This window comes from Paraburkholderia tropica (assembly GCF_014171495.1).
In the GTDB taxonomy this organism is placed as follows: Bacteria; Pseudomonadota; Gammaproteobacteria; order Burkholderiales; family Burkholderiaceae; genus Paraburkholderia; species Paraburkholderia tropica.
On the sequence record NZ_CP049135.1, the window covers coordinates 1,004,714 to 1,028,132 of the forward strand.

Annotated in this window: 18 protein-coding genes, 2 tRNA genes, 3 rRNA genes and 1 pseudogene; 11 read left to right on the forward strand and 13 right to left on the reverse strand. The window is 63.5% G+C overall.

Annotated elements, in window-relative coordinates:
• The first annotated feature begins 189 nt into the window (after positions 1-189).
• Positions 190-2,250 carry a glycoside hydrolase family 28 protein gene (locus G5S35_RS19305; RefSeq protein WP_176082067.1) on the forward strand — a complete coding sequence of 687 codons (2,061 nt, stop codon included), beginning with the start codon at positions 190-192 and terminating at the stop codon, positions 2,248-2,250.
• A 99-nt stretch (positions 2,251-2,349) separates the two neighbouring features.
• Here G5S35_RS19305 and G5S35_RS19310 read toward each other — a convergent pair whose 3' ends face one another.
• From G5S35_RS19310 to G5S35_RS19335, 6 genes are all read right to left on the reverse strand, one after another.
• Complete coding sequence (locus G5S35_RS19310; RefSeq protein ID WP_065057738.1) at positions 2,350-2,607, reverse strand: hypothetical protein; 258 nt, start codon at positions 2,605-2,607, stop codon at positions 2,350-2,352.
• Between the two features lie 211 nt (positions 2,608-2,818).
• Positions 2,819-2,932: ribosomal RNA gene (gene rrf / locus G5S35_RS19315) — 5S ribosomal RNA — on the reverse strand.
• Positions 2,933-3,128: 196 nt separating this feature from the next.
• Positions 3,129-6,008: ribosomal RNA gene (locus tag G5S35_RS19320) — 23S ribosomal RNA — on the reverse strand.
• Positions 6,009-6,314: 306 nt separating this feature from the next.
• Positions 6,315-6,390 (reverse strand) — tRNA-Ala (locus G5S35_RS19325).
• 38 nt (positions 6,391-6,428) lie between these two features.
• Positions 6,429-6,505 (reverse strand) — tRNA-Ile (locus G5S35_RS19330).
• 65 nt (positions 6,506-6,570) lie between these two features.
• Positions 6,571-8,103 (reverse strand): 16S ribosomal RNA (locus G5S35_RS19335).
• Together the 16S, 23S and 5S rRNA genes with 2 tRNA genes alongside form the textbook arrangement of a ribosomal RNA operon.
• Before the next feature lie 505 nt (positions 8,104-8,608).
• Between G5S35_RS19335 and G5S35_RS19340 the strand changes: the two genes are divergently transcribed.
• The 4 genes and pseudogenes from G5S35_RS19340 to G5S35_RS19355 form a co-directional block, all read left to right on the forward strand.
• On the forward strand, positions 8,609-8,932 hold the full coding sequence (locus tag G5S35_RS19340) for an ArsR/SmtB family transcription factor (protein ID WP_065063295.1): 324 nt from the start codon (positions 8,609-8,611) through the stop codon (positions 8,930-8,932).
• 85 nt (positions 8,933-9,017) lie between these two features.
• Positions 9,018-10,079, forward strand: a complete 1,062-nt coding sequence (locus tag G5S35_RS19345; protein ID WP_124261849.1) for an alkene reductase — start codon at positions 9,018-9,020, stop codon at positions 10,077-10,079.
• Between the two features lie 261 nt (positions 10,080-10,340).
• The gene (locus G5S35_RS19350) at positions 10,341-10,538 is read left to right on the forward strand and encodes a DUF3562 domain-containing protein (protein ID WP_065063299.1); all 198 of its coding nucleotides are present in this window, start codon (positions 10,341-10,343) and stop codon (positions 10,536-10,538) included.
• A 301-nt stretch (positions 10,539-10,839) separates the two neighbouring features.
• Positions 10,840-11,049: pseudogene (locus G5S35_RS19355) on the forward strand (DUF2866 domain-containing protein); the annotation flags it as partial.
• A gap of 231 nt (positions 11,050-11,280) precedes the next feature.
• Here G5S35_RS19355 and dapA read toward each other — a convergent pair.
• From dapA to G5S35_RS19375, 5 genes are all read right to left on the reverse strand, one after another.
• Positions 11,281-12,135, reverse strand: a complete 855-nt coding sequence (gene dapA, locus G5S35_RS19360) for a 4-hydroxy-tetrahydrodipicolinate synthase (protein ID WP_110329653.1) — start codon at positions 12,133-12,135, stop codon at positions 11,281-11,283.
• A 126-nt stretch (positions 12,136-12,261) separates the two neighbouring features.
• Positions 12,262-12,384, reverse strand: coding sequence for a hypothetical protein (locus G5S35_RS40030; protein ID WP_272904505.1), 123 nt, complete (start codon positions 12,382-12,384; stop codon positions 12,262-12,264).
• A gap of 43 nt (positions 12,385-12,427) precedes the next feature.
• Positions 12,428-12,868: a bactofilin family protein gene (locus G5S35_RS19365; protein ID WP_110329675.1), complete on the reverse strand. Its 441-nt coding sequence runs from the start codon at positions 12,866-12,868 to the stop codon at positions 12,428-12,430.
• 83 nt (positions 12,869-12,951) lie between these two features.
• Positions 12,952-13,371, reverse strand: coding sequence for a hypothetical protein (locus G5S35_RS19370; protein ID WP_065063307.1), 420 nt, complete (start codon positions 13,369-13,371; stop codon positions 12,952-12,954).
• On the reverse strand, positions 13,364-14,410 hold the full coding sequence (locus tag G5S35_RS19375) for a M23 family metallopeptidase (RefSeq protein WP_183038867.1): 1,047 nt from the start codon (positions 14,408-14,410) through the stop codon (positions 13,364-13,366). Before G5S35_RS19375 ends, G5S35_RS19370 begins: the two co-directional genes overlap by 8 nt.
• A 298-nt stretch (positions 14,411-14,708) precedes the next feature.
• Between G5S35_RS19375 and G5S35_RS19380 the strand changes: the two genes are divergently transcribed.
• On the forward strand, positions 14,709-16,001 hold the full coding sequence (locus G5S35_RS19380; protein WP_065063311.1) for an aspartate carbamoyltransferase: 1,293 nt from the start codon (positions 14,709-14,711) through the stop codon (positions 15,999-16,001).
• Between the two features lie 178 nt (positions 16,002-16,179).
• On the opposite strand, the gene G5S35_RS19385 is transcribed toward G5S35_RS19380, so the two are convergent.
• Positions 16,180-16,848: a glutathione S-transferase family protein gene (locus G5S35_RS19385; RefSeq protein ID WP_065063313.1), complete on the reverse strand. Its 669-nt coding sequence runs from the start codon at positions 16,846-16,848 to the stop codon at positions 16,180-16,182.
• A gap of 104 nt (positions 16,849-16,952) precedes the next feature.
• Between G5S35_RS19385 and G5S35_RS19390 the strand changes: the two genes are divergently transcribed.
• From G5S35_RS19390 to G5S35_RS19410, 5 genes are all read left to right on the forward strand, one after another.
• Complete coding sequence (locus G5S35_RS19390) at positions 16,953-17,993, forward strand: alpha/beta fold hydrolase (RefSeq protein ID WP_183038868.1); 1,041 nt, start codon at positions 16,953-16,955, stop codon at positions 17,991-17,993.
• 370 nt (positions 17,994-18,363) lie between these two features.
• A complete protein-coding gene (locus tag G5S35_RS19395; protein ID WP_124261852.1) occupies positions 18,364-19,068 on the forward strand; it encodes a (2Fe-2S)-binding protein in 705 nt (234 codons plus the stop codon).
• Positions 19,069-19,083: 15 nt separating this feature from the next.
• Positions 19,084-20,085 (forward strand): FAD binding domain-containing protein, encoded by a 1,002-nt coding sequence (locus tag G5S35_RS19400; protein WP_110329657.1) that lies wholly within the window; start codon positions 19,084-19,086, stop codon positions 20,083-20,085.
• A complete protein-coding gene (locus tag G5S35_RS19405) occupies positions 20,082-22,358 on the forward strand; it encodes a xanthine dehydrogenase family protein molybdopterin-binding subunit (protein ID WP_183038869.1) in 2,277 nt (758 codons plus the stop codon). Before G5S35_RS19400 ends, G5S35_RS19405 begins: the two co-directional genes overlap by 4 nt.
• 152 nt (positions 22,359-22,510) lie before the next feature.
• Positions 22,511-23,098, forward strand: a complete 588-nt coding sequence (locus G5S35_RS19410; RefSeq protein WP_183038870.1) for a nucleotidyltransferase family protein — start codon at positions 22,511-22,513, stop codon at positions 23,096-23,098.
• A gap of 64 nt (positions 23,099-23,162) precedes the next feature.
• Here the strand turns inward: G5S35_RS19410 and G5S35_RS19415 are convergent, their stop codons facing one another.
• Positions 23,163-23,402 (reverse strand): hypothetical protein, encoded by a 240-nt coding sequence (locus G5S35_RS19415; protein ID WP_124261855.1) that lies wholly within the window; start codon positions 23,400-23,402, stop codon positions 23,163-23,165.
• Between the last annotated feature and the right edge of the window lie 17 nt (positions 23,403-23,419).

Here is a 23,419-nt window from a genome sequence, read left to right on the forward strand (position 1 = left end):
GGTCGTCAATCAACATCGCATAAAAAGCCGATCAGGGTCATTCCCTGGAGATAGTTGCTTGACACTTTGCATCTTGTCTAACAACAATTCCTGCTCGATTCCGCGATGGCAACCTCGTCGGAATCGAGGCTCAAGCACAACGAGAAGACACCCAAGTCCATTAGCGAGACAAAACAGGAGGCGTGACCCATGCCAACGCAGAACAACGAAAACGGCCTCGCCCCGGCGCGCGCATCCGGCGCACCGGCCTCTCCCGCCCGCCGCAGTTTCATGGCTTTCGCGGGCGCCACGGCGGGCGCAAGCCTGCTGGGCACGCTGCCCGGCTGCGGCGGCTCGACGACCGCAGCGAGCACCGCGGACACCGGCACGGCTGCATCGGTCGATCCGATCTGGGGCACCGGCGGCGCGGCGCAGCAGATCATCGACGCAGTCCAGCACGTGGCGCTCTCCCTGTTCCCGTCGACCGATTATCTGGTCACGAACTATGGCGCGCAGCCGCTCACCACGCAGGTCGTGGCCGCGACAGCCTGGAGCCCGGCCATTCCCTGGCTCGGCCAGACGGCCTCGCCGACTAGCCCCGGCGCCGACCAGATGGTGTCGTCGTCGATCACGGGTACGGCGTACGATTCGCGCACGGCATTCAACCAGGCGATCGTGGCGGCTAATGCAGCGGGCGGCGGCCGCGTGGTCGTGCCCGCGGGCAACTGGTATTGCGGCGGACCGATCGTACTGCTTAGCAACGTGAATTTTCATCTGAGCGCCAATTGCACGATCTATTTCAGCCCGAATCCCGCTGATTACGCCGTCGATGGCCCGCACGCCACGGCGAACGGCCATCTCTACTGGACGCGCTGGCAGGCCAACGATTGCCTCAATTTCGGCTCGCCCATTTACGCGTATCAGCAGCAGAATATCGGCCTCACCGGCGAAGGCGACAGCTCGATTCTCAACGGCCAATCGATGACGCCCGCGCAGGCGAATGGCGTGACGCCGTCGTTTTGCTGGTGGACCTTCAAGGGCACGAATGGCGCGTATGGCTGCGCGAGTTCGTCGACGCCTTCGCAGGCTTATGTGAATCCGAACAATGCCGCGCTCACCACCTTGAGCAGTTCGGCGATGACGAATCCCGAGGCCGCCACCCTGCTGCCGCTGCTCGATACGGGCACCTCGTGGGCGCAGGATCAGAACTATCTGCCCGCGCTCGCCGAACTGGGCGTGACGGTCGCGCAGCGCGTGTTTGGCAACGGGCACTATCTGCGCCCATGCATGGTGGAATTCATCGGCTGCACCAACGTGCTGATGCAGAACTACCATACGCAGAACACGCCGTTCTGGCAGCATCATCCGACCGATTGCAAGAACGTGGTGATTCAGGGCGTATTCGCGGACAGCATCGGCCCGAACAACGACGGCTTCGATCCGGATGCGTGCAGTTACGTGCTCGCCGATGGCGTGACGTTCAATACCGGCGACGACTGCATTGCCATCAAATCGGGCAAGGCGCTGGATATCGAATATGGTCCCGCGCAATATCACGTGATCCAGAATTGCACGATGAATAGCGGGCATGGCGGCCTCACGCTCGGCAGCGAAATGAGCGCAGGAGTCCAGAACATCTATGCGCGCAATCTGAATATGCTCAATGAGAATTGGGCGACCAATCCGTTGAATATCGCGATTCGTATCAAGACCAATATGAATCGTGGCGGCGCGGTGCAGGATGTGTGGATCGACGGCGTGACGCTGCCCAACGGCGTCACGCTGGTCGGCAAGGGTTATGGCGCGAGCAATATGATTGCGGGCAGTCCGATTACCGCGTCGGTGCCGGTGGGGACCACGAGTTCGGCGGGATCGAATCCGGCGGCCTCGCAGGGCGGTTTGATCACCTTCGATTGCGATTACAGTCCAGCCGGCGATGCCGTGCGTATCAGCCCGCCGGTGGTCAAGAACATCAACATCTCCAATGTGACGGCGGGCAACGTGACTTCGAGCGGCACGACGGCTTCGTGCTTTCAGGCCATCGTCGCGCAAGGGCCGGTTGCCGCCGACTACAACGGCCCGGCGCCCGCGCCGACCGTGCTGCCGATCAGCGGCGTGACGATCACGAACTGCAATCTCGGCACGCCGGTCTGTAGTGGCACGACATCGGCGACGAATCCGGGGGTGATCTACGTGAACAACGTGAATGCGATTACGTTGAATAACGTCGTAATCGGCGGAACGACGTATAACACGTCGCTGGTGGGATAGCGTCGATTGATTGCAGCCAGTATTGCGCCCGGCATTGCGTCGGGCGCATGCGAATTAGCTGGGATTCGGAGCTGAGATTCGGCAGTGATTCAGTGGGATTCAATCGACTTCGCGCGTGGGAATGATTTGCGCGGTGATGGTGCGATTATTCCAGAAGATGTGATGCACGCGAGGCTGCAATGTCCGCAGTATTTCCTCGCTGGCACTCGCGTAGTGCAACAGCGCGGCGGGATGCGCGCCGGTGCCCGTCACGCGCTGAATATGATCGAAGGACGGGAAACCGTACTTCTGCAAAAACGCGTTGATCTCTTCGTCGGCGATGTTTTCTTCTACATTGCCAAGCAGCAGGTCGGCCATGATGCCCTCTCTTCGCTGTCGACATCGACAGCACGTTCATCGTTCGTATGACGATGATAATGTGCAGTGCAACATCGTGCCAGCAAACTGGCTAAGCCGCGAGGTTTGCGAACGAGACGGATTTTGGCGCTGGTGTTTTTCCCACGCCCAAACGCCAGAACCCCGGCTCTCTTTCTGGAGAAGCCGGGGTTCTGGACGTACTGCATAAGAAGCCTGACGATTACCTACTTTCACACGGGCAATCCGCACTATCATCGGCGTAGAGTCGTTTCACGGTCCTGTTCGGGATGGGAAGGGGTGGGACCGACTCGCTATGGTCATCAGGCATGACGGGTTGCTGCGTCGCCTTTGGGGGCGCCACAGCCAATCTGGAAGAAGCGTAAAGAGTTTTTACTGAATTCGGGTTGTGTTGTTTATATCGGCACAACACTGATCTCTCAACCGTGCGCTTTGCCCCCTGCGGGGGTGGGATGCCCGTAAGTGCTGAAGCACTAACGATCATCGCAAAACACACCTGTTATAGGATCAAGCCTTACGGGCAATTAGTATCAGTTAGCTTAACGCATTACTGCGCTTCCACACCTGACCTATCAACGTCCTGGTCTTGAACGACCCTTCAAGGGGCTCGAAGCCCCGGGGATATCTCATCTCAAGGCGAGTTTCCCGCTTAGATGCTTTCAGCGGTTATCTCTTCCGAACATAGCTACCCGGCGATGCCACTGGCGTGACAACCGGTACACCAGAGGTTCGTCCACTCCGGTCCTCTCGTACTAGGAGCAGGTCCCTTCAAATATCCAGCGCCCACGGCAGATAGGGACCAAACTGTCTCACGACGTTTTAAACCCAGCTCACGTACCTCTTTAAATGGCGAACAGCCATACCCTTGGGACCGGCTACAGCCCCAGGATGAGATGAGCCGACATCGAGGTGCCAAACACCGCCGTCGATATGAACTCTTGGGCGGTATCAGCCTGTTATCCCCAGAGTACCTTTTATCCGTTGAGCGATGGCCCTTCCATACAGAACCACCGGATCACTATGACCTGCTTTCGCACCTGCTCGACTTGTCAGTCTCGCAGTCAAGCACGCTTATGCCATTGCACTATCAGCACGATTTCCGACCGTACCTAGCGTACCTTCGTACTCCTCCGTTACCCTTTGGGAGGAGACCGCCCCAGTCAAACTGCCTACCATGCACTGTCCCCGATCCGGATTACGGACCAAGGTTAGAACCTCAAACAGATCAGGGTGGTATTTCAAGGACGGCTCCATGCAGACTAGCGTCCACACTTCACAGCCTCCCACCTATCCTACACAAACCGGTTCAAAGTCCAATGCAAAGCTACAGTAAAGGTTCATGGGGTCTTTCCGTCTAGCCGCGGGGAGATTGCATCATCACAAACACTTCAACTTCGCTGAGTCTCGGGAGGAGACAGTGTGGCCATCGTTACGCCATTCGTGCAGGTCGGAACTTACCCGACAAGGAATTTCGCTACCTTAGGACCGTTATAGTTACGGCCGCCGTTTACCGGGACTTCAATCAAGAGCTTGCACCCCATCATTTAATCTTCCGGCACCGGGCAGGCGTCACACCCTATACGTCCACTTTCGTGTTTGCAGAGTGCTGTGTTTTTATTAAACAGTCGCAGCCACCAGTTTATTGCAACCCCTTCACCCTCCTGGCGCAGGCCAGTCAAGCTACAAGGGCGTACCTTATCCCGAAGTTACGGTACCAATTTGCCGAGTTCCTTCTCCCGAGTTCTCTCAAGCGCCTTAGAATACTCATCTCGCCCACCTGTGTCGGTTTGCGGTACGGTCACTGTTGAACTGAAGCTTAGAGGCTTTTCTTGGAACCACTTCCAGTTGCTTCTGCTCCGAAGAGCATGGCCTCGCACCCTTGAATTCCGCGCCCGGATTTGCCAAAGCGCCTTCTCCAATGCAAGGACCGGGACTTCCAACACCCGGACAACCTTCCGCGATCCGTCCCCCCATCGCATTCAACAATGGTGCAGGAATATTGACCTGCTTCCCATCAGCTACGCATTTCTGCCTCGCCTTAGGGGCCGACTCACCCTACGCCGATGAACGTTGCGTAGGAAACCTTGGGCTTACGGCGAGGGGGCCTTTCACCCCCTTTATCGCTACTCATGTCAGCATTCGCACTTCTGATACCTCCAGCACGCTTTTCAACGCACCTTCGCAGGCTTACAGAACGCTCTCCTACCATGCACATAAATGTGCATCCGCAGCTTCGGTATATGGCTTAGCCCCGTTACATCTTCCGCGCAGGACGACTCGATCAGTGAGCTATTACGCTTTCTTTAAAGGGTGGCTGCTTCTAAGCCAACCTCCTGACTGTTTTAGCCTTCCCACTTCGTTTCCCACTTAGCCATATTTGGGGACCTTAGCTGGCGGTCTGGGTTGTTTCCCTCTTGACACCGGACGTTAGCACCCGATGTCTGTCTCCCGTGATTGCACTCTTCGGTATTCGGAGTTTGCTATGGCGACGTAATCCGCAATGGACCCATCAACCATGACAGTGCTCTACCCCCGAAGGTGATACACGAGGCACTACCTAAATAGTTTTCGGAGAGAACCAGCTATTTCCAGGTTTGTTTAGCCTTTCACCCCTATCCACAGCTCATCCCCTAACTTTTCAACGTTAGTGGGTTCGGTCCTCCAGCACGTGTTACCGTGCCTTCAACCTGGCCATGGATAGATCACCTGGTTTCGGGTCTACACCCAGCGACTGAACGCCCTGTTCGGACTCGCTTTCGCTACGCCTGCCCTATTCGGTTAAGCTTGCCACTGAATGTAAGTCGCTGACCCATTATACAAAAGGTACGCCGTCACCCCTTGCGAGGCTCCGACTGTTTGTATGCATGCGGTTTCAGGATCTATTTCACTCCCCTCCCGGGGTTCTTTTCGCCTTTCCCTCACGGTACTGGTTCACTATCGGTCGATCACGAGTATTTAGCCTTGGAGGATGGTCCCCCCATCTTCAGACAGGATTTCACGTGTCCCGCCCTACTTGTCGTACACCTAGTTCTTCCTCGCTGTTTTCGCCTACGGGGCTATCACCCACTATGGCCGCACTTTCCAGAGCGTTTGGCTAACAACGAAGATAAAGAGTACAGGCTGATCCCATTTCGCTCGCCACTACTTTGGGAATCTCGGTTGATTTCTTTTCCTGCGGCTACTTAGATGTTTCAGTTCGCCGCGTTCGCTTCGCATGACCTATGTATTCAGTCATGGATACTCCATACGGAGTGGGTTTCCCCATTCGGATATCGGTGGATCAAAGCTTGTTTGCCAGCTCCCCACCGCTTTTCGCAGGCTACCGCGTCCTTCATCGCCTGTGATCGCCAAGGCATCCACCACATGCACTTGTTCGCTTGACCCTATAACGGGTGTGTCTCATGATCCCCGGAGGAACCACTCAATCCACTCGCTACAGGTTGAGTATTCGTGTTGCGCCGTATTTCAAGGCAATCTTTCGATCACTTAAAAATACATTGATACAATCACAACCCTGATTCACTTACTTGCACCCATCTCTAAGTGCTTTCAGATGAATCTCTTTACTACTTCTTCCTGATTGTTAAAGAACGACAGCCGACATGGTTTTACTCACATCGCTCTGACTGGCTCAATCGCCAATGCGTAATACCCGGCTTGTGTTTCACCGGACACTAGGCATTGAGGATTGGTGGAGGATGACGGGATCGAACCGACGACCCCCTGCTTGCAAAGCAGGTGCTCTCCCAGCTGAGCTAATCCCCCAGTCATGCATACTTCAGGGAACTGCCCGTCAGACCAGTTGGTGGGTCTGGATGGATTCGAACCATCGACCCCCGCCTTATCAAGACGGTGCTCTAACCGACTGAGCTACAGACCCCTGAGTCTGTCTTTATTACAGCCGACAAGTGTGAGCGCTTTGATACGCGAGTGCGTGAGCTCTGGAAAGGAGGTGATCCAGCCGCACCTTCCGATACGGCTACCTTGTTACGACTTCACCCCAGTCATGAATCCTGCCGTGGTGACCGTCCTCCTTGCGGTTAGACTAGCCACTTCTGGCAAAACCCACTCCCATGGTGTGACGGGCGGTGTGTACAAGACCCGGGAACGTATTCACCGCGGCATGCTGATCCGCGATTACTAGCGATTCCAGCTTCACGCAGTCGAGTTGCAGACTGCGATCCGGACTACGATCGGTTTTCTGGGATTGGCTCCACCTCGCGGCTTGGCAACCCTCTGTTCCGACCATTGTATGACGTGTGAAGCCCTACCCATAAGGGCCATGAGGACTTGACGTCATCCCCACCTTCCTCCGGTTTGTCACCGGCAGTCTCCCTGGAGTGCTCTTGCGTAGCAACTAGGGACAAGGGTTGCGCTCGTTGCGGGACTTAACCCAACATCTCACGACACGAGCTGACGACAGCCATGCAGCACCTGTGTTACGGCTCCCTTTCGGGCACTTCCACCTCTCAGCGGAATTCCGTACATGTCAAGGGTAGGTAAGGTTTTTCGCGTTGCATCGAATTAATCCACATCATCCACCGCTTGTGCGGGTCCCCGTCAATTCCTTTGAGTTTTAATCTTGCGACCGTACTCCCCAGGCGGTCAACTTCACGCGTTAGCTACGTTACCAAGTCAATGAAGACCCGACAACCAGTTGACATCGTTTAGGGCGTGGACTACCAGGGTATCTAATCCTGTTTGCTCCCCACGCTTTCGTGCATGAGCGTCAGTATTGACCCAGGGGGCTGCCTTCGCCATCGGTATTCCTCCACATCTCTACGCATTTCACTGCTACACGTGGAATTCTACCCCCCTCTGCCATACTCAAGCGATGCAGTCACCAATGCAGTTCCCAGGTTGAGCCCGGGGATTTCACATCGGTCTTACATCACCGCCTGCGCACGCTTTACGCCCAGTAATTCCGATTAACGCTTGCACCCTACGTATTACCGCGGCTGCTGGCACGTAGTTAGCCGGTGCTTATTCTTCCGGTACCGTCATCCCCCGGCCATATTAGGACCAGGGATTTCTTTCCGGACAAAAGTGCTTTACAACCCGAAGGCCTTCTTCACACACGCGGCATTGCTGGATCAGGCTTTCGCCCATTGTCCAAAATTCCCCACTGCTGCCTCCCGTAGGAGTCTGGGCCGTGTCTCAGTCCCAGTGTGGCTGGTCGTCCTCTCAGACCAGCTACGGATCGTCGCCTTGGTGAGCCTTTACCTCACCAACTAGCTAATCCGCCATCGGCCGCCCCTATAGCGCGAGGTCCGAAGATCCCCCGCTTTCATCCGTAGATCGTATGCGGTATTAATCCGGCTTTCGCCGGGCTATCCCCCACTACAGGACACGTTCCGATGTATTACTCACCCGTTCGCCACTCGCCACCAGGTGCAAGCACCCGTGCTGCCGTTCGACTTGCATGTGTAAGGCATGCCGCCAGCGTTCAATCTGAGCCAGGATCAAACTCTTCAGTTTAAACCTGTTACTGTTTTCGGTTCTCTCGAACCGGTCGCTCACTCAAAGCTGACAGGTATCTGAATTACTTCAAAAACCTGACTTACTTTAGTGTGAGACTCTTGATACTTTTGCTTCTCCTGACGTGCTCCGAAGAACCCGCCAGGTCGCATCACCTATCAAGCGCCCACACTTATCGGCTGTAAATTTTTAAAGAACAATTTCGTCTCAATCGCTTCGTTTTCGTTCGCAGCGATCAGCGAAGGAGGCGAATTATGCGGGTCATTCCGGATGCCGTCAAGCGCTTTTGCGAAAAAAGTTTTCGGGCCGGAAAATACCCATTTTGTGAACCGCGAACGCGACGCGCGCACAGCCCAACCGGCCTGCACGATCTGCGCGTCTGCGCAGCCATTCCTCACACATCTCTCCCCGCAAAAAGAAAAGCCCGTCACCCTATTGCAAACGCAGGCTTCGCCTATATCGTAGAAATGCGATATAAGATTCGCATAGTGACGATGCAATTTCCATGAAGAAATCTCAACCGACCCCGCAGCTCGATCTCGACGCCATCTACAAGGCGCTGGCCAATCCCGTACGTCGCGAGATCCTCGCGTGCCTGCGGGAGCCGCACGTGCATTTCGCCGATCAGGAGCTTCCGCTCGATCACGGCGTCTGCGCGGGCAAGATCGACGCGCACTGCGCGCTCTCGCAGTCGACCGTCTCGGCGCATCTGGCCGCGCTCCAGAAGGCCGGCCTCGTGACGTCGAAGAAAGTCGGTCAATGGGTGTTCTTCAAGCGCAACGAGCCGGTCATCGAGGCGTTCCTCGCCCACATGAGCCAGCAGTTGTGACGGCGCGTCAGCGCAATCGTCCGTTTCATTTCCGATATTTCCGCTAATCCGCTCAGCTTTTTGGCTCGCGGTACGAGGTGAACCTATGGCAACGCTTTTCGACCCCATCCAGATCGGCGATCTCACTCTGCCCAACCGCATCATCATGGCGCCGCTCACGCGCGCTCGCGCTAACGACGTGCGCCTGCCGAACGCATTGATGGCGAAGTACTACGCCGAACGCGCTTCGGCCGGCCTCATCATCAGCGAGGCGACCTCGGTGACGCCGCAGGGCGTCGGTTACGCCGAAACGCCCGGCATCTGGTCGCAGGAGCAGGTCGAGGGCTGGAAGATCGTGACCGAGGCCGTGCACGCCGCGGGCGGGCGCATCTTCCTGCAACTGTGGCACGTCGGCCGCATCTCCGATCCGATGTTCCTCGACGGCGCCCTCCCCGTCGCGCCCAGCGCCATCGCCGCGCAGGGCAACGTGAGCCTCGTGCGCCCGCCGCGGCCGTTCGTGACGCCGCGCGCACTCGGTATCGACGAAATCCCCGGCGTGGTTGCCGCGTTCCGCCAGGGCGCGATCAACGCGAAGGCCGCGGGCTTCGACGGCGTCGAGATTCACGGCGCGAACGGTTATCTGCTCGACCAGTTCCTGCAGGACAGCACCAACCAGCGCACCGACGCCTACGGCGGCTCGATCGAGAACCGCGCGCGCCTGCTGCTCGAAGTCACCGACGCGTGCATCGAAATCTGGGGCGCCGACCGCGTGGGCATGCACATCGCGCCGCGCGGCGATGCCCACACGATGGGCGATTCGGACCCGGCGGCCACCTTCGGCTATGTCGCGCGTGAGTTGGGCAAGCGCAAGCTCGCGTTCCTGTTCGCGCGCGAATCGCTCGGCGAGAACCGCCTCGGCCCGCAATTGAAGGCCGAATTCGGCGGCCCGTTCATCGCGAACGAGAAGTTCACGCTGGAATCGGCGCAACAGGTGCTTGCGGCAGGCGAGGCCGACGCCATCGCGTGGGGCCAGCTCTTCATCGCCAATCCGGATCTGCCGCGCCGCTTCGCGACGAATGCGCCGCTCAATGCGCCGGTGCCGTCCACGTTCTATGCACGCGGCGAAACGGGCTACACGGACTACCCGTCGCTCGATAACGTCGCTTAAGCGCGCTCCGGCACGCCACCCGCGCGCACAAAAACGGCGCACGAAAAAAAGCCCCGGCAAAGGTACACCGCCTTTCCGGGGTTTTTTCATCGACGATTAACATCGCGCGATAAAACTGAAGATAGAACTGAACCAGGCGCGCGCCCCATTCGCCGCGCATCGCCGCCGATAGCGCGTTTCAATTGGCATCGCGCGCGAGACTGTCCTTGAATTCGAATCCTGTCTGCCCATCCAACCGCAACCGCCGATCGGAGATTCGTCATGCCCCAAGTGGACGCCGAGCAAATCGTTCATAGCATTGCCGAGGAAACCCACACGCCCGAGGAAACCGTCGCGCGCATTTACGCCGACGCGCTCGCCGAATACCGCATCGACGCCCGTATTCAGGACTACCTGCCGCTCTTCGCCGCGCGCAAGGTTCGTGCGACCCTGCGGCAAAACAGCGCAAAGCCGGGTTGATAGCCGACTTCAACCCCACGCCGCTTCCCTTTCCGCCGTCGCCGAAAAAGTACGCGCGAGTACCGCTTTTCAAGCGGCGCCGCGCGTATTCGCTCGCGCACCGTTTTTACATCGCCGCATTCGCCTCGCGTTTTTTACGCGCCGCGCCTCCGCCGTTATTCCGCGTTGACTCTTAAGGTTCGTTTAATTCTTCACTGTAACCATATGCTCACCCCTGTTGAGCCGCCGGAACATCGGCGGCGTTTTTTTATGCGGCAAGCCGAGGAGGAGCGAAGTCATGGTTGAAGACGACGACGTGCTGATGCACCTGCAATCCCTGCTGCGCGACGGCTCGCCCGGACGCGTCGCCTCTTGCCGCGTCTCCACGCCGCTGCAGCATCCCTGGGGCCGCGCTTATCGCCTCGTCGAGTGGACCACGCCGCTCGACGACGGCGCGCGCCGCCAGGTCGTGCCGGCGGAAAGCTCGGCCTTCGAAATCGCGCGTCTGGTCGCCGAACACGTGCCGGGTCGCCGCATTCTGCTCAACGGCGAACCCGTCGATACAGAGCGTCCGCGCACGCGCCGACGCTCGCGCAGCAGCCGCGCGAGCGCACGCGCGGTGAGCTGATACTGCCTGACGAAACCGCGCGTCCCGCCAGCCGGGGCGCGCCGCTTTTCGTTGCGCCCGCGTTCCACGCACGCAAAACGCACACGCACAACCCACACGCAGAACCCATCGCGCGACGCGCCAGCCGCCGACGCGTTACGCCACCATCCTTCCCAACATCGCTTCCAGTTCGGCGCTGACGACCGTCATCGGCGCGCGCAGTTCGTTGCGGATCAATCCGCGTTGCGCGAGCGCGGCCTTCACCGGCCCCGGATTCGGTTCCGCGAACGCAGCGCGCACGAGCGGCACGAGGCCGTGCCAGAGTGCGCGTGCATCGCCGAGACGTTCTTCGCGCACGGCTTGCGCCATCGCCACGAAACGCGCCGGCAGCAGATGCGCCGACGCCGCGATCGCCCCGCTCGCGCCCGCGCAGAGTGCGCCGAACATCTCGATGTCCTCGCCGCAGAGCACCTGCAGGCGGCCGTCGAGAATCAGCGCGAGCGTCTTGTCGAGCGAGCCGCCGCAATCCTTCACCGCGACGATGCGCTCGTGCCCCGCCAGTTCGAGCAGCGTCGCGAGTTCGAGGCGCACGCCGGTGCGCGCGGGAATGTCGTAAAGGATCACCGGCTTGCGGCTCGCGTCGGCGAGCGCCGCGAAATGGCCGATCACCCCTGCCTGCGACGGCCGAATGTAATACGGCGCCGCCGCCAGCACGCCCGCGATGGGCGCGTCGTTGAGCGCCTCGATACGCTCGCGCACCGAGGCCGTGTGATTGCCGCTCACGCCCGCCACGACCGGCAGCATCCCGGCGGCGGCCAGCACCGTGGCGAGCACGGCGTCCTGCTCGCGATCGTCGAGCGCGGCGGGCTCGCCGGTCGTGCCGAGCGCGACGAAGCCCGCCACGCCCGCATGCGCGTAGTGGCGCACCAGCGCGTCGAGCGCCTCGTGATCGACCGCTCCCTGGTTGAACGGCGTGACGAGCGGAATCCAGATACCCGAAAACGAAGACATGACTTTCCCTTGAACGCGACCGAGTGGAAGGTCCGTCGAGCGGTGCGGGGAAGTCGGGCTGGCCTGGAGAAAGGCGGGGGCGGCAAGCTGTTCCATCGCAACATCCGACGGAACAGCAAGCTCCGGTCAGATGAGCGGCTGTTTTTTGGCTTTGGCTTTCACGCTGACCGACGCGGCCTGCGCGCGCGCCAACACCGCGCGCGTAGCGGCGGCGATAGGCTGGGCGAAGGTATTCGGCTGACGTGACATGGCCTGAAGTGTAACCGAGATCGTCCGCCCGCGCGCCGCCAATCTAGCGGCGCGCCTCGCCGTGCACTTCCACATCGACAATCGGCGAGTCGAGCAGCAGATTCGGTGCATCGGCCGGATCGCGCCTCGTGAGCTTGCCGTCCACGCTCGCGCCGCAATCCATCTGCAACTGCTGGTAGTAGATGTTGCCGACCACGTGCGCATTCGATTGCAGCTCGATGAAATGATCCGCGATGACGTCGCCGACAATGCGCCCGTTCACGACGATGTCGTAGCCATGCACGTTGCCCTGCACCGCGCTGCGCTCGCTCAGCACGAGCAGCGTCTGCGCGCCCGTCTTGCCGCTGAGGTTGCCGGTCACCTGGCCGTCGAGGCGCAAGCCGTCGGCGAATTCGAGGTTGCCCGTGATGCGCACATCCTCGGCGATCAGCGTCGCGAGCTTGGTCTGCTGGATGCCCGGCTGGGGCTTCTTCTTGTTGAACATGAACACCACCGTTGCGTTTGTGTTGCTGAAAAGATGCCGTGGCTCGGCTCACGGCACGAAACTCGGGAAACCGGCGCAAGCGCTTACTGCGCGGGACTGCCGCCGTTGGCGTTGGCGCGGTTGCCGGCGTTGCCGCTACCGTTGCCGTTGGCGCCACCAACCGCGCCGTGGCTGCGCAGAAACAGCAGTTCGGCCTGCACTTTCGCCGCCTGCGCCTGCGCGGCGTCCGCCGATTGCTGCAAAGCCGCCCGCGCCGCGCGCTCCTGCTCAAGCGCGAGCTGGGCGGTCGTGAGCTGGGTTTGCAGCACATCGGGCTCGATCACGGGACAGGCCGGCGCGCCGCCACGCAGCGCCCACGCCGACGCCGCCGCGCCCGCGCCGCCCGCGAGCGCCGTCCACGCAATCGCTATCGCCCAGCGCGACGCGCGCGAGCGCACCGGCTGGAGTTCGAACGCGCGCTTCGCGTCCGTGCGCACACGCGCGGAGGGACGCGCGTCAGCCATTCGCCCGCCCGCCGTGATCGGCGCCCTCGGCACCATTGGCAGCATTGGCTCGCTCGGCGCTGGCACTTTGACCCGCGCCGTTGGCCGCGCCCACGCGATAGGCGCCGAACAGCGCGAGGTAATCGGACGGATTGACCTGCGCGCCGCGCACGATGACTTCGAAATGCAGATGCGGGCCGGTCGAGCGCCCCGTCGAACCGACGTCGGCGATATGCTCGCCCGGCAGCACGACGTCGCCCGCCTTCACGTCGAGTTTCGAAGCGTGGCCGTAGCGCGTGATGAAGCCGTTGCCGTGATCGATCTCCACGGCGTTGCCGTAGCCCGCCTTCTGCCCCGCGAAAATCACGCGGCCGCCCGCGGCGGCGAGAATCGGCGTGCCGGTGGGCGCGACGAGATCGACGCCCGGATGGAAGCTGAGCCGTTTCGAGAACGGATCGATGCGATTGCCGAACGGCGAGCCCATGCGGCCGCCGTCAGTCGGCCTGCGGCCCGGATACGCCTGCAAGGCGACCTCGTGAAGCGCGACCGCGTGTTCGAGCGCGCTCAGCGTCGCGCTCATGCAATCGACCTCGCCGGCCACCGCGTGCGTGTTGGCGCGCGCCGCCGACGACTCCGCACAGCGACGCGGCGCGAGCGCGGGACCGCCCTCGCCGTCATCGTCGTCGCCGGAATGCTCGTGCGCGGCGGCGGGCGCCGTGGCCGTGCCGCGCGGCGCCTGCGCGCGCAGACGCTCGTCGAACTGGCGCAACTGCGCGAGCTGCGCGGCGAGGCGCTCGATACGCGGATCGAGCAAGGCGATCGACGCGTTCATCCGGCCGATCTCGCCCACCACATAGTGATGCTGCGCGGCGCCCGTCTGGCCCGGCGCGGCCGCCCCGGCGGCGCCGCTAAACCGGCCGATGGCGATGCCGCCCGCCAGCGAGACCAGCGCCGCGGCGCCGGCGGTCGCGATCAGCGTACGGCGCGCGGCGCGCTGCGTGACGAAGCGGGTGCCGCCACGGGAAAGCTCGTCGTTGGAGCTGGACCACGGCAATTTCATGATCGCCCCCGCAAGCGCAATTTCGCCCACAAAGGTGAAGCCCTCACGCCGATGAACACGATCCGAATAGCCATCTCAGTCTGCCGGGGCCGGCCTGCGCCCGCCCTTCCTGAAAACGAAACGGCGATTATCGTGGCGTCTGAAAAATACCCATCCCGATAAAAAGTCCGCCTGAACAGGCAAACCGAACGTCGCCGCGACAATCGCGACGCCCTGCCCCGCGAAAATCGCTTGACTTCTCGCCCCGCCGAACTAATATACGCACCGCGTACATAAACCAGCCAACACGGGTGCCAGCATGAGCGTTCCGCAACAAGCCTTCCTCCGCGACGCCATGCGTCGCCTGAACATGACCCGCGACGCCTTCGCGAGCCGCATCGGCGTCACGCGCCGCGCGCTCGACACGTGGTTGCTGCCCGAGGAATCGCAGGAATCGCGTGCCATGCCCGAGATCGTCGAGCGTTTCGTCTCGGAAATCGTCGGTGGCGGCGAGCCGCGTGAAAGCTATACGCAAAGCGTAGATCCGCGCTCGCTGGCCAGCCAGATGCAATTCGAGGGCAAGCCGCAACTGCTGTCCGTCGACCAGTTCTCGCGCGACTCCGTCGAAGCGCTGTTCCGCGTCGCCGACATCATGCAGCCCATCGCGCGCCGCCGGAAAATCTCGCGCGTGCTCGAAGGCGCGGTGCTCGGCAACCTGTTCTTCGAGGCCAGCACGCGCACCCGCGTGAGCTTCGGCGCCGCGTTCTGCCGCCTGGGCGGTTCGGTCTGCGATACGACCGGCTTCACGTTCTCGTCGATGGCCAAGGGCGAATCGATCTACGACACGAGCCGCGTGATGGCCGGCTACGTCGACGCGATGGTGATCCGCCACCCCGACCAGGGCTCGGTGGCCGAATTCGCGCGCGCCGTGAACATCCCCGTGATCAACGGCGGCGACGGTCCCGGCGAGCACCCGAGTCAGGCGCTGCTCGACCTCTACACGATCCAGCGCGAGTTCTCGCGCCTGGGCAAGATCGTCGACGGCGCGCACATCGCGCTCGTCGGCGACCTGAAATACGGCCGCACGGTGCACTCGCTCGTGAAGCTGCTCGCGCTCTATCGCGGCATCAAGTTCACGCTCATTTCGCCGCCGATGCTCGAAATGCCGCAGTACATCGTCGACAAGATCTCGACCAACGGCCACGTGGTCGAGCAGACGACCGACCTTAAGGAAGGTCTGCGCGGCGCGGACGTGGTGTACGCCACGCGCATCCAGAAGGAGCGTTTCACCGACGAGTCCTTCGAAGGCTACACGCCCGATTTCCAGATCAATCTGGCGCTGCTCGACGCTTTCTGCACCCCCGAAACGCTCGTGATGCACCCGCTGCCGCGCGACAGCCGTCCGGGCGCGAACGATCTCTCGACCGACCTGAACCACGATCCGCGTCTCGCGATCTTCCGCCAGACCGACAACGGCATTCCCGTGCGCATGGCGATCTTCGCGGTGCTGCTGGGCGTCGAGAATCTCGTGCAGCATTCGATGCGCGACGCCGTGTGGCGTCCGCCTGCATACCTCGGCCCGGACGACGCCACGTTTCACGGCATCGACTGAAGGCGCGCGTCGCGCCGTCAGCGACTCATGAAAAAAGCCGGGAAGCGTGCTGCTTCCCGGCTTTTTTTGCGCGTGGAGAGTTCGACGGCGCAATCAGTCGATGATCCGTCGATGCACACCACGCCGCACGGCCGCACGCTTCAATCGCGAATTTCAATCGCGGATTTCAATCGCGGATTCAGCCAAACAACGTGTACTCGCCGCCCCGCGCGAGCGCGCGCTGATACGCGGGCCGCGCGTGAATGCGCTCCAGAAACGCGCGAATCGACGGATGCTTTTGCGCGCCCGCGCGCTTCGCACCGGCTTCGAGCGGAAAGCTCATCTGCACGTCGGCGGCCGTGAAGGCGTCGCCGGCGAACCAGCCTGTCGCGTCGAGTTCCTTCGCGATATAGCCGAAGTGCAGCGCGAGCTGCGGCCCGACAAAGCCGCTCTCCAGCGAGGCCGCCACCTTGCGCACGACCGGTTTCACGAAGAACGGCACCTTCGCGCCCGCGATGCGCTGCGCGACCAGCGCGAGCAGCAACGGCGGCATCGCCGACCCTTCCGCGTAATGCATCCAGTAACGGTAGCGCAAATGCGCCGGCGTGCCGCGCGCGGGCACGAAGCGGCCATCGCCATATTGCTCCACCAGATATTCGAGGATCGCACCCGACTCGGCCAGCGTGTGTTCGCCATCCGTCACGACCGGCGATTTCCCGAGCGGATGCACCGCGCGCAACGCGGGCGGCGCGAGCATTGTCTCCTTGTCGCGCTGATACTTCACGATGTCGTACTCGACGCCCAGTTCTTCGAGCATCCAGAGCACGCGCTGCGAACGCGAATTGTCGAGGTGGTGAACCGTCAGCATCAGGACTCCTCCAGTTTTGTCGGCGAAACGTCATCGCCTTGTATGCGAAATGAATCATTGCGATTAACTGCTAGCATGCACGGAAAACAGAACAGGAGACTACCGTGCATGCCGTTCTTTTCACGCTGATCGATGGCGTGGCGATCGTCGCGGCGATCGCACTGGCGACGCTCGTCGCCGCGCTCGTGATGGTAGCGTCCGCCGGGCCCAGGGCGGCGCAATCCGAGGATGTATTCGGATTCGAATCGCTCGACGCGCCGCCGGCCGCGAGCTTGCCGCCCGTGCAGCGCTACGCGGCGCGCGACGGCGAGCCGCTCGCGTTCCGCTTCTACGACAGCACGGCCTCGCAGGTGCTGATCTTCGTGCACGGCTCGTCGTATCACGGCGCGTCGTATCACGCGCTCGCGGCGCATCTGAGCCAGCGCGGCATCGCGCGCGTCGTGCTGCCGAATCTGCGCGGTCACTATCTTTCCGGCACGCGGCGCGGCGACATCGACTATATCGGCCAGTTCGAGGACGATCTCGCCGATCTCGTCACGCACCTGCGCAATCGCGGCGAGTCCGGACCGATCGTGCTCGGCGGGCATTCGAGCGGCGGCGGTCTCGTGATTCGTTTCGCGGGCGGCGCGCATGCCGCGCTGGTCGCGCGCTTTCTTGCGCTGAGTCCGGCCATTGCGCGCTCGCGTTCGCTCAAGGCCAATAGCGGCTGGGCAAGCCTGCATTTGCGGCGGATCATCGGGCTCGCGCTGCTGAACCTGTTCGGCGTGCATGGCTTCGATGCGTTGCCGGTGATCGCCTTCAACAAGCCCGCGCGGTTTCGCGACGGCAGCGAAACGCTCGCGTATTCGTATCGGCTCAATAGCGCGTACCATCCGCGCGCGCGTTTCGACCGCGATGTGGCGAAGCTCGGCGCGCAATCGGCGGTGCTGGTCGGCGCGCACGACGAAGCCGTCGATGCGCCCTTGCTCGGCGAACTCGTCGCGCGCGCTTCGCCTGAAACTTACTTCGCTATCCTTCCCGATATCAATCACTTCGGCGTGTTCACGCGCGAGCCGGCGATCGCCGCCGTGGCGGCATGGCTCGCCGCCCAACCGGACGACGGCGACACGCAGCGCGTCGCGGCCGGCGCGGCCAGCGTGGTCTGACGCATCGCGCGAAAGACATCGCGCGAAAAGCATCGGGCGGAAGGCAAATTCGATGACGGCTGTCCGCGCCGCCAGCTTCGCGACGGCCCGATGTCAGCCGCACGACAGGTCCGCGCCAGAAGCCGGATCGTCACGCGTTTTTCGCTTTTCCGCGCTTTACTTTCGTCGCGCTCGCGTGCAACGTGCAGGTCTGATCCCGCCGGTGCGCCAGGTTGGCCGCCGGGTTGGACACCGTGTCGCCGCCGCACGCGCGGCACTGAATTTGCTCCCGCCGTTGTTTCGTAGACCGAGGTCCGCACGCTGCGCGACGTCTCACGCGGCATCGCGATTCGCGTGCGCTTGCCATCCTTGATGGAGCCCGCCGAACGCCATGTCACACGATCGCTCTCACGACGCGCCCGCTGCCGCCGACACGCCCGCGCCCACCCCGCCCGCCGACACCTCGCGCCGACGCTTCCTGCAATCGGCCGCCGCAGCCGCCGCGCTCGGCGCGACGCCGCATCTGCACGCCCAGCCAAACGCGCCCGCGAACGACACCGCAAGCGCGCCGCCTGTCGTGCCCGCGCAACCGGTTCAACTCAGCATCAACGGCCGCGAGTACGCGCTGCATATCGAACCGCGCGTGACGCTGCTCGACGCCCTGCGCGATTACGCCGGTCTCACCGGCACGAAGAAAGGCTGCGATCGCGGCCAGTGCGGCGCGTGCACCGTGCTCGTCGAAGGCCGCCGCATCAACGCGTGCCTGACGCTCGCGGTGATGCACGAAGGCCAGCGCATCACCACGGTCGAAGGTCTCGCGAGCGCGACGCAACCGAGTCCACTCCAGCGCGCCTTTGTCGAGCGCGACGCGTTGCAGTGCGGCTTCTGTACGCCGGGGCAGTTGTGTTCGGCGACGGCGTGTCTCAGCGAATTCGCAGCGGGCACCGCGAGCGCCGCGACCGCCGACGTGCGCACGCGCCCCGCGCAACTGAGCGACGCCGAAATCCGCGAGCGCATGAGCGGCAATCTGTGCCGCTGCGGCGCGTACGTGAACATCGTGGCCGCCGTGCGCGACGCGCACAGCGCCGGCGCGTGACGCACGGAGCCGCTCATGGACGCTCTCTCCTACCAGCGCGCCGCCAGCATCGACGCCGCCATCGCCGCCGCGCAGCAACCGGGCGCGGCCTTCATCGGCGGCGGCACGAATCTGCTCGATCTGATGAAAGGCGGCCTCGCGCATCCCGTCACGCTGATCGACATCACGCGCCTCGCGCCGCTCGATCAGATCGACGCCTTGCCCGATGGCGGCCTGCGCATCGGCGCGCTCGTGCGTAACAGCGACGCCGCCAATCACACGCTCGTGCGCACGCGTTATCCGCTGCTCTCGCAAGCGCTGCTCGCGGGCGCGTCGCCGCAATTGCGCAACATGGCGACGGTCGGCGGCAATCTGCTGCAACGCACGCGCTGCGATTACTTCTACGACACTGCGTTTGCCCAATGCAACAAGCGCGCGCCCGGTAGCGGCTGCGCGGCGCTCGGCGGCTTCAACCGGCTGCACGCGATCCTCGGCGCGAGCACGCAATGCGTGGCCGTGAATCCGTCCGATATGAGCGTGGCGCTCGCGGCGCTCGACGCCGTCGTGCAGGTGCGCGGTCCGAACGGGGCGCGCGCGATTGCCTTCGCGCAGTTTCATCGACTGCCCGGCGAGCGTCCCGATCTCGACACCACGCTCGCGCCTGGCGAACTGATCACGTCGGTCGATCTGCCGCCGCCCGCCTTCAGCGATCACGCGCACTATCTGAAGCTGCGCGACCGCGCGAGCTACGCGTTCGCGCTCGTGTCCGTGGCGGCGGCGCTGCAACTCGACGGCCGGACCGTGCGCAGCGTGCGCCTCGCGCTGGGCGGCGTCGCGCACAAGCCGTGGCGCGCGAGTGTCGCCGAGCAGCATCTCACTGGCCGCACGCTCGACACCGCAACGTTACGCGCGGCCGCCGCCGCCGAACTCGCGCAGGCGCGGCCGCTGCCGGGCAATGCGTTCAAGGTCGAACTGGCGCAGCGCGCGATCGTCCGCGCGACTTTGCTGGCGGCGGGCGCCACGGGAGACTTCGCATGAGCGACACGAACCAGGACGCGAATCACGACACGAATCACGACACGAAGCGGCTGATCGGCCAGCCCGTCGATCGCATCGACGGCATGCTCAAAGTCACGGGCAGTGCGAGCTATGCGTCGGACTTTCCCGAGGCGCGGCTCGCGCACGCGGTGATCGTGACGAGCACGATATCGAGCGGCACGATCACGTCGATCGACACGCGCCGCGCGCAGGCGATGCCCGGCGTGCTGCTGGTGATGACGTGGCAAAACGCGATGCGCCTGCCCAACAACGGCCAGACGCCGCTCGCGCCGCCCGCGGGCCGCCGCCTCACGCTGCTGCAAGACAACGTCGTGCGCTACAGCAACGAGCCGGTCGCGGTCGTGGTCGCCGACACGCTGGAGCGCGCCATCGACGCCGCGCAGCACGTCAAGCCGGTCTACGCCGCCACGCCCGGCACGCTCGATTTCGCGCGCGCGAAAAGCGAGGCGCACACGCCGCCCTCGCCGCCGGGCCGTCCCGCCGATTCGTCGCGCGGCGATCCGGAAGCGGGACTGCGCGAAGGCGCGGTGCGCATCGACGCCATCTACACGACGCCGGTGCAATTCCACAATCCGATGGAACCGCACGCGACGATGGCGCGCTGGGACGGCCCCGAACTCACGCTTTACGACTCGACGCAAGGCGTCTCCGGCGCGAGCACCGCCGTCGCCGCCGTGTTCGGCGTGCCCGCCGCGAACGTGCGCGTGATCTCGCCGTTCATCGGCGGCGGCTTCGGCTGCAAGGGTTCGTCGTGGTCGCATGTGAGTCTGTGCGCGATGGCCGCGAAGCAGACCGGACGCCCCGTGCGTCTCGCGCTCGCGCGTCCGCAGATGTTCGGCCCGGTCGGCTCGCGCCCGCACACCGAGCAGCATCTGTCGATCGCGGCGCGCAAAGACGGCACGTTGACCGGCCTGCGTCACGACACCTTTTCGCACACCTCGACGTTCGAGGACTGGACCGAACTGTCCGGACTCGTCACGCGCATGATGTACGCGGTGCCGAACCTGAGCACGAGTCATCGCGTCGTGCCGCTGAACGTGGGCACGCCGACCTTCACGCGCGCGCCCGGCGAAACCACCGGCTCGTTCGCGCTCGAATCGGCGATGGACGAACTCGCGTGGCGGCTCAAGCTCGATCCCGTCGCACTGCGTCTGAAGAATTACGCCGAAGCCGAGCCGCAGGAGGGCAAGCCGTGGTCGTCGAAGGCACTGCGCGAATGCTACGCGGCAGGCGCGGATCGCTTCGGCTGGGCACAGCGCGTGAACGCGCCGCGCGCGATGCGCGAGGGCAATACGCTGATCGGCTGGGGCATGGCGAGCGCGACCTATCCCGCGAACCGCGGCGAAGCGTCCGCGCTCGCGCGCATCCTGCCCGACGGCACGGCGATGGTCGCCTCCGGCACGCAGGACCTCGGCACCGGCACCTATACCGTGATGACGCAGGTGGCCGCCGATGCGCTCGGCTTTCCGCCCGATCGCATCGCGTTCGCGCTCGGCGATTCGACGCTGCCGCGCGCGCCCGGCTCGGGCGGCTCGCAGTCGGCGGCGAGCGTGTCGCCGGCCGTGCAGGCCGCGGCGCGCGCCGCGCGCGACAAACTGATCGCGCTGGCCGTGGCCGACCGCGCCTCGCCCGTGTACAGCGCCGCGCCCGCCGAGGTCACCGTCAGCGACGGCTGGGTCGTGTTGCGCCGCGACCCGTCGCGCCGCGATCCCGCCGCCGCCATCGTGGCGCGCGCGGGCGGCCAGCCGATCGACGCGCAGGCCACGGCTAAACCGGGCGACGAGCGCAGGCAGTACGCGTTCCACTCGTTCGGCGCGGTCTTTGCCGAAGTGCACGTGGACGCGGAACTGGGCACGGTGCGCGTGACGCGCATCGTCGGCGCTTATGACGTGGGGCAGGTGCTCAACGAGAAGACCGCGCGCAGCCAGTTGATGGGCGGCATGGTGTGGGGCGTGAGCACGGCGCTGCACGAAGACGGTCTGCTCGACACGCGCACGGGCCGCTTCGCGAACGGCAATTTCGCGCAGTACCACGTGCCGGTGAACGCCGACATCGGCGCGCTGGATGTGTTGTTCGTGGGCCAGCCGGATCTGCGCTTCAATGCGGTCGGCGTGCGCGGCATCGGCGAGATCGGCATTACGGGCGTGCCCGCCGCCATCGCGAACGCCGTGTATCACGCGACGGGCGTGCGCGTGCGCGATTTGCCGATCACGCTCGACAAGCTGATGCTGCCGCAGCACGCGTTCGCGTGAAGCGGCGGCATCGTCGATCTGGCGTTGATTCAGCGTCGATTCGCTCGCCGCACCTCACGCGCGCGCGGGGCAATCCGCGCTTGCCCCGCGCGCCATTGCGCCGCACAATCGGCCCATTCCCTTCTCGCGCGGCTCGCCCCGCGGTAGACCCCATGGCTTATGCATCGCTCGCCACCGGCGTCCTGCTCGCCGCCGGCACGGGATCGCGTTTCGATCCCCAAGGTCTGCGCAACAAGCTGCTCGAACCGCTGCCTGGCGGCGCGTGCGTCGCGCACGAAGCCGCGCATCGTCTGCTGCTCGTCGTGCCCAAGGTGATCGCCGTCGTGCGTCCCGGCGCGGAAACGCTCGCGCACGCGCTCAACGAGGCAGGCTGCGACGTGGTGTTCGCGCCCGACGCCGTGCGCGGCATGGGCGCGAGTCTGGCGGCGGCCGTCGAAGCCGATGCGGAAGGCGAAAGCTGGATCGTCGCGCTCGCGGACATGCCGCGTATCGCCGTGCCCACGATCGAAGCGGTCGCGCGCGAACTGGACGCGGGCGCGCCGCTCGTCGCGCCGTTCCATGACGGCCGGCGCGGACATCCGGTGGGATTCGGCCTCGAACATCGCGCGGCACTGATCGCGCTCGACGGCGACACGGGCGCGCGCGCGTTGCTCAGCACGCAGCCGATCAAACGGATCGACGTCGACGACCCCGGCATTCTGCGCGACGTGGACACGCCCGCCGATCTGGACGGGCTTTAAACGTCAGGCGCCGATTTCGCGCCGGGCCGCGCGTTCAGGAAACGCAAGAAGCTCGGCAAGCGGCTCAGGGACGGCTGGCGTCCGTCGCTGCGTCCGTCGTGGTATCGGCAACTGGGGTCGCGACCGTGTCGGACGCCGCAGCGTCCGCCTTGGCATTCGCATCGCCACCGGACTTCTCCGAGACTGCGGGCGGCGTGTGCACCGAGGCGACCTGCTCGGCTTTCGCGTGCGACGCATGACCAAACAACGTCGGCACGCCGAGCAAACCCAGAACGAACACCACCGCCACTACCGCCGCACCCATACCATCACCTTGCCGAT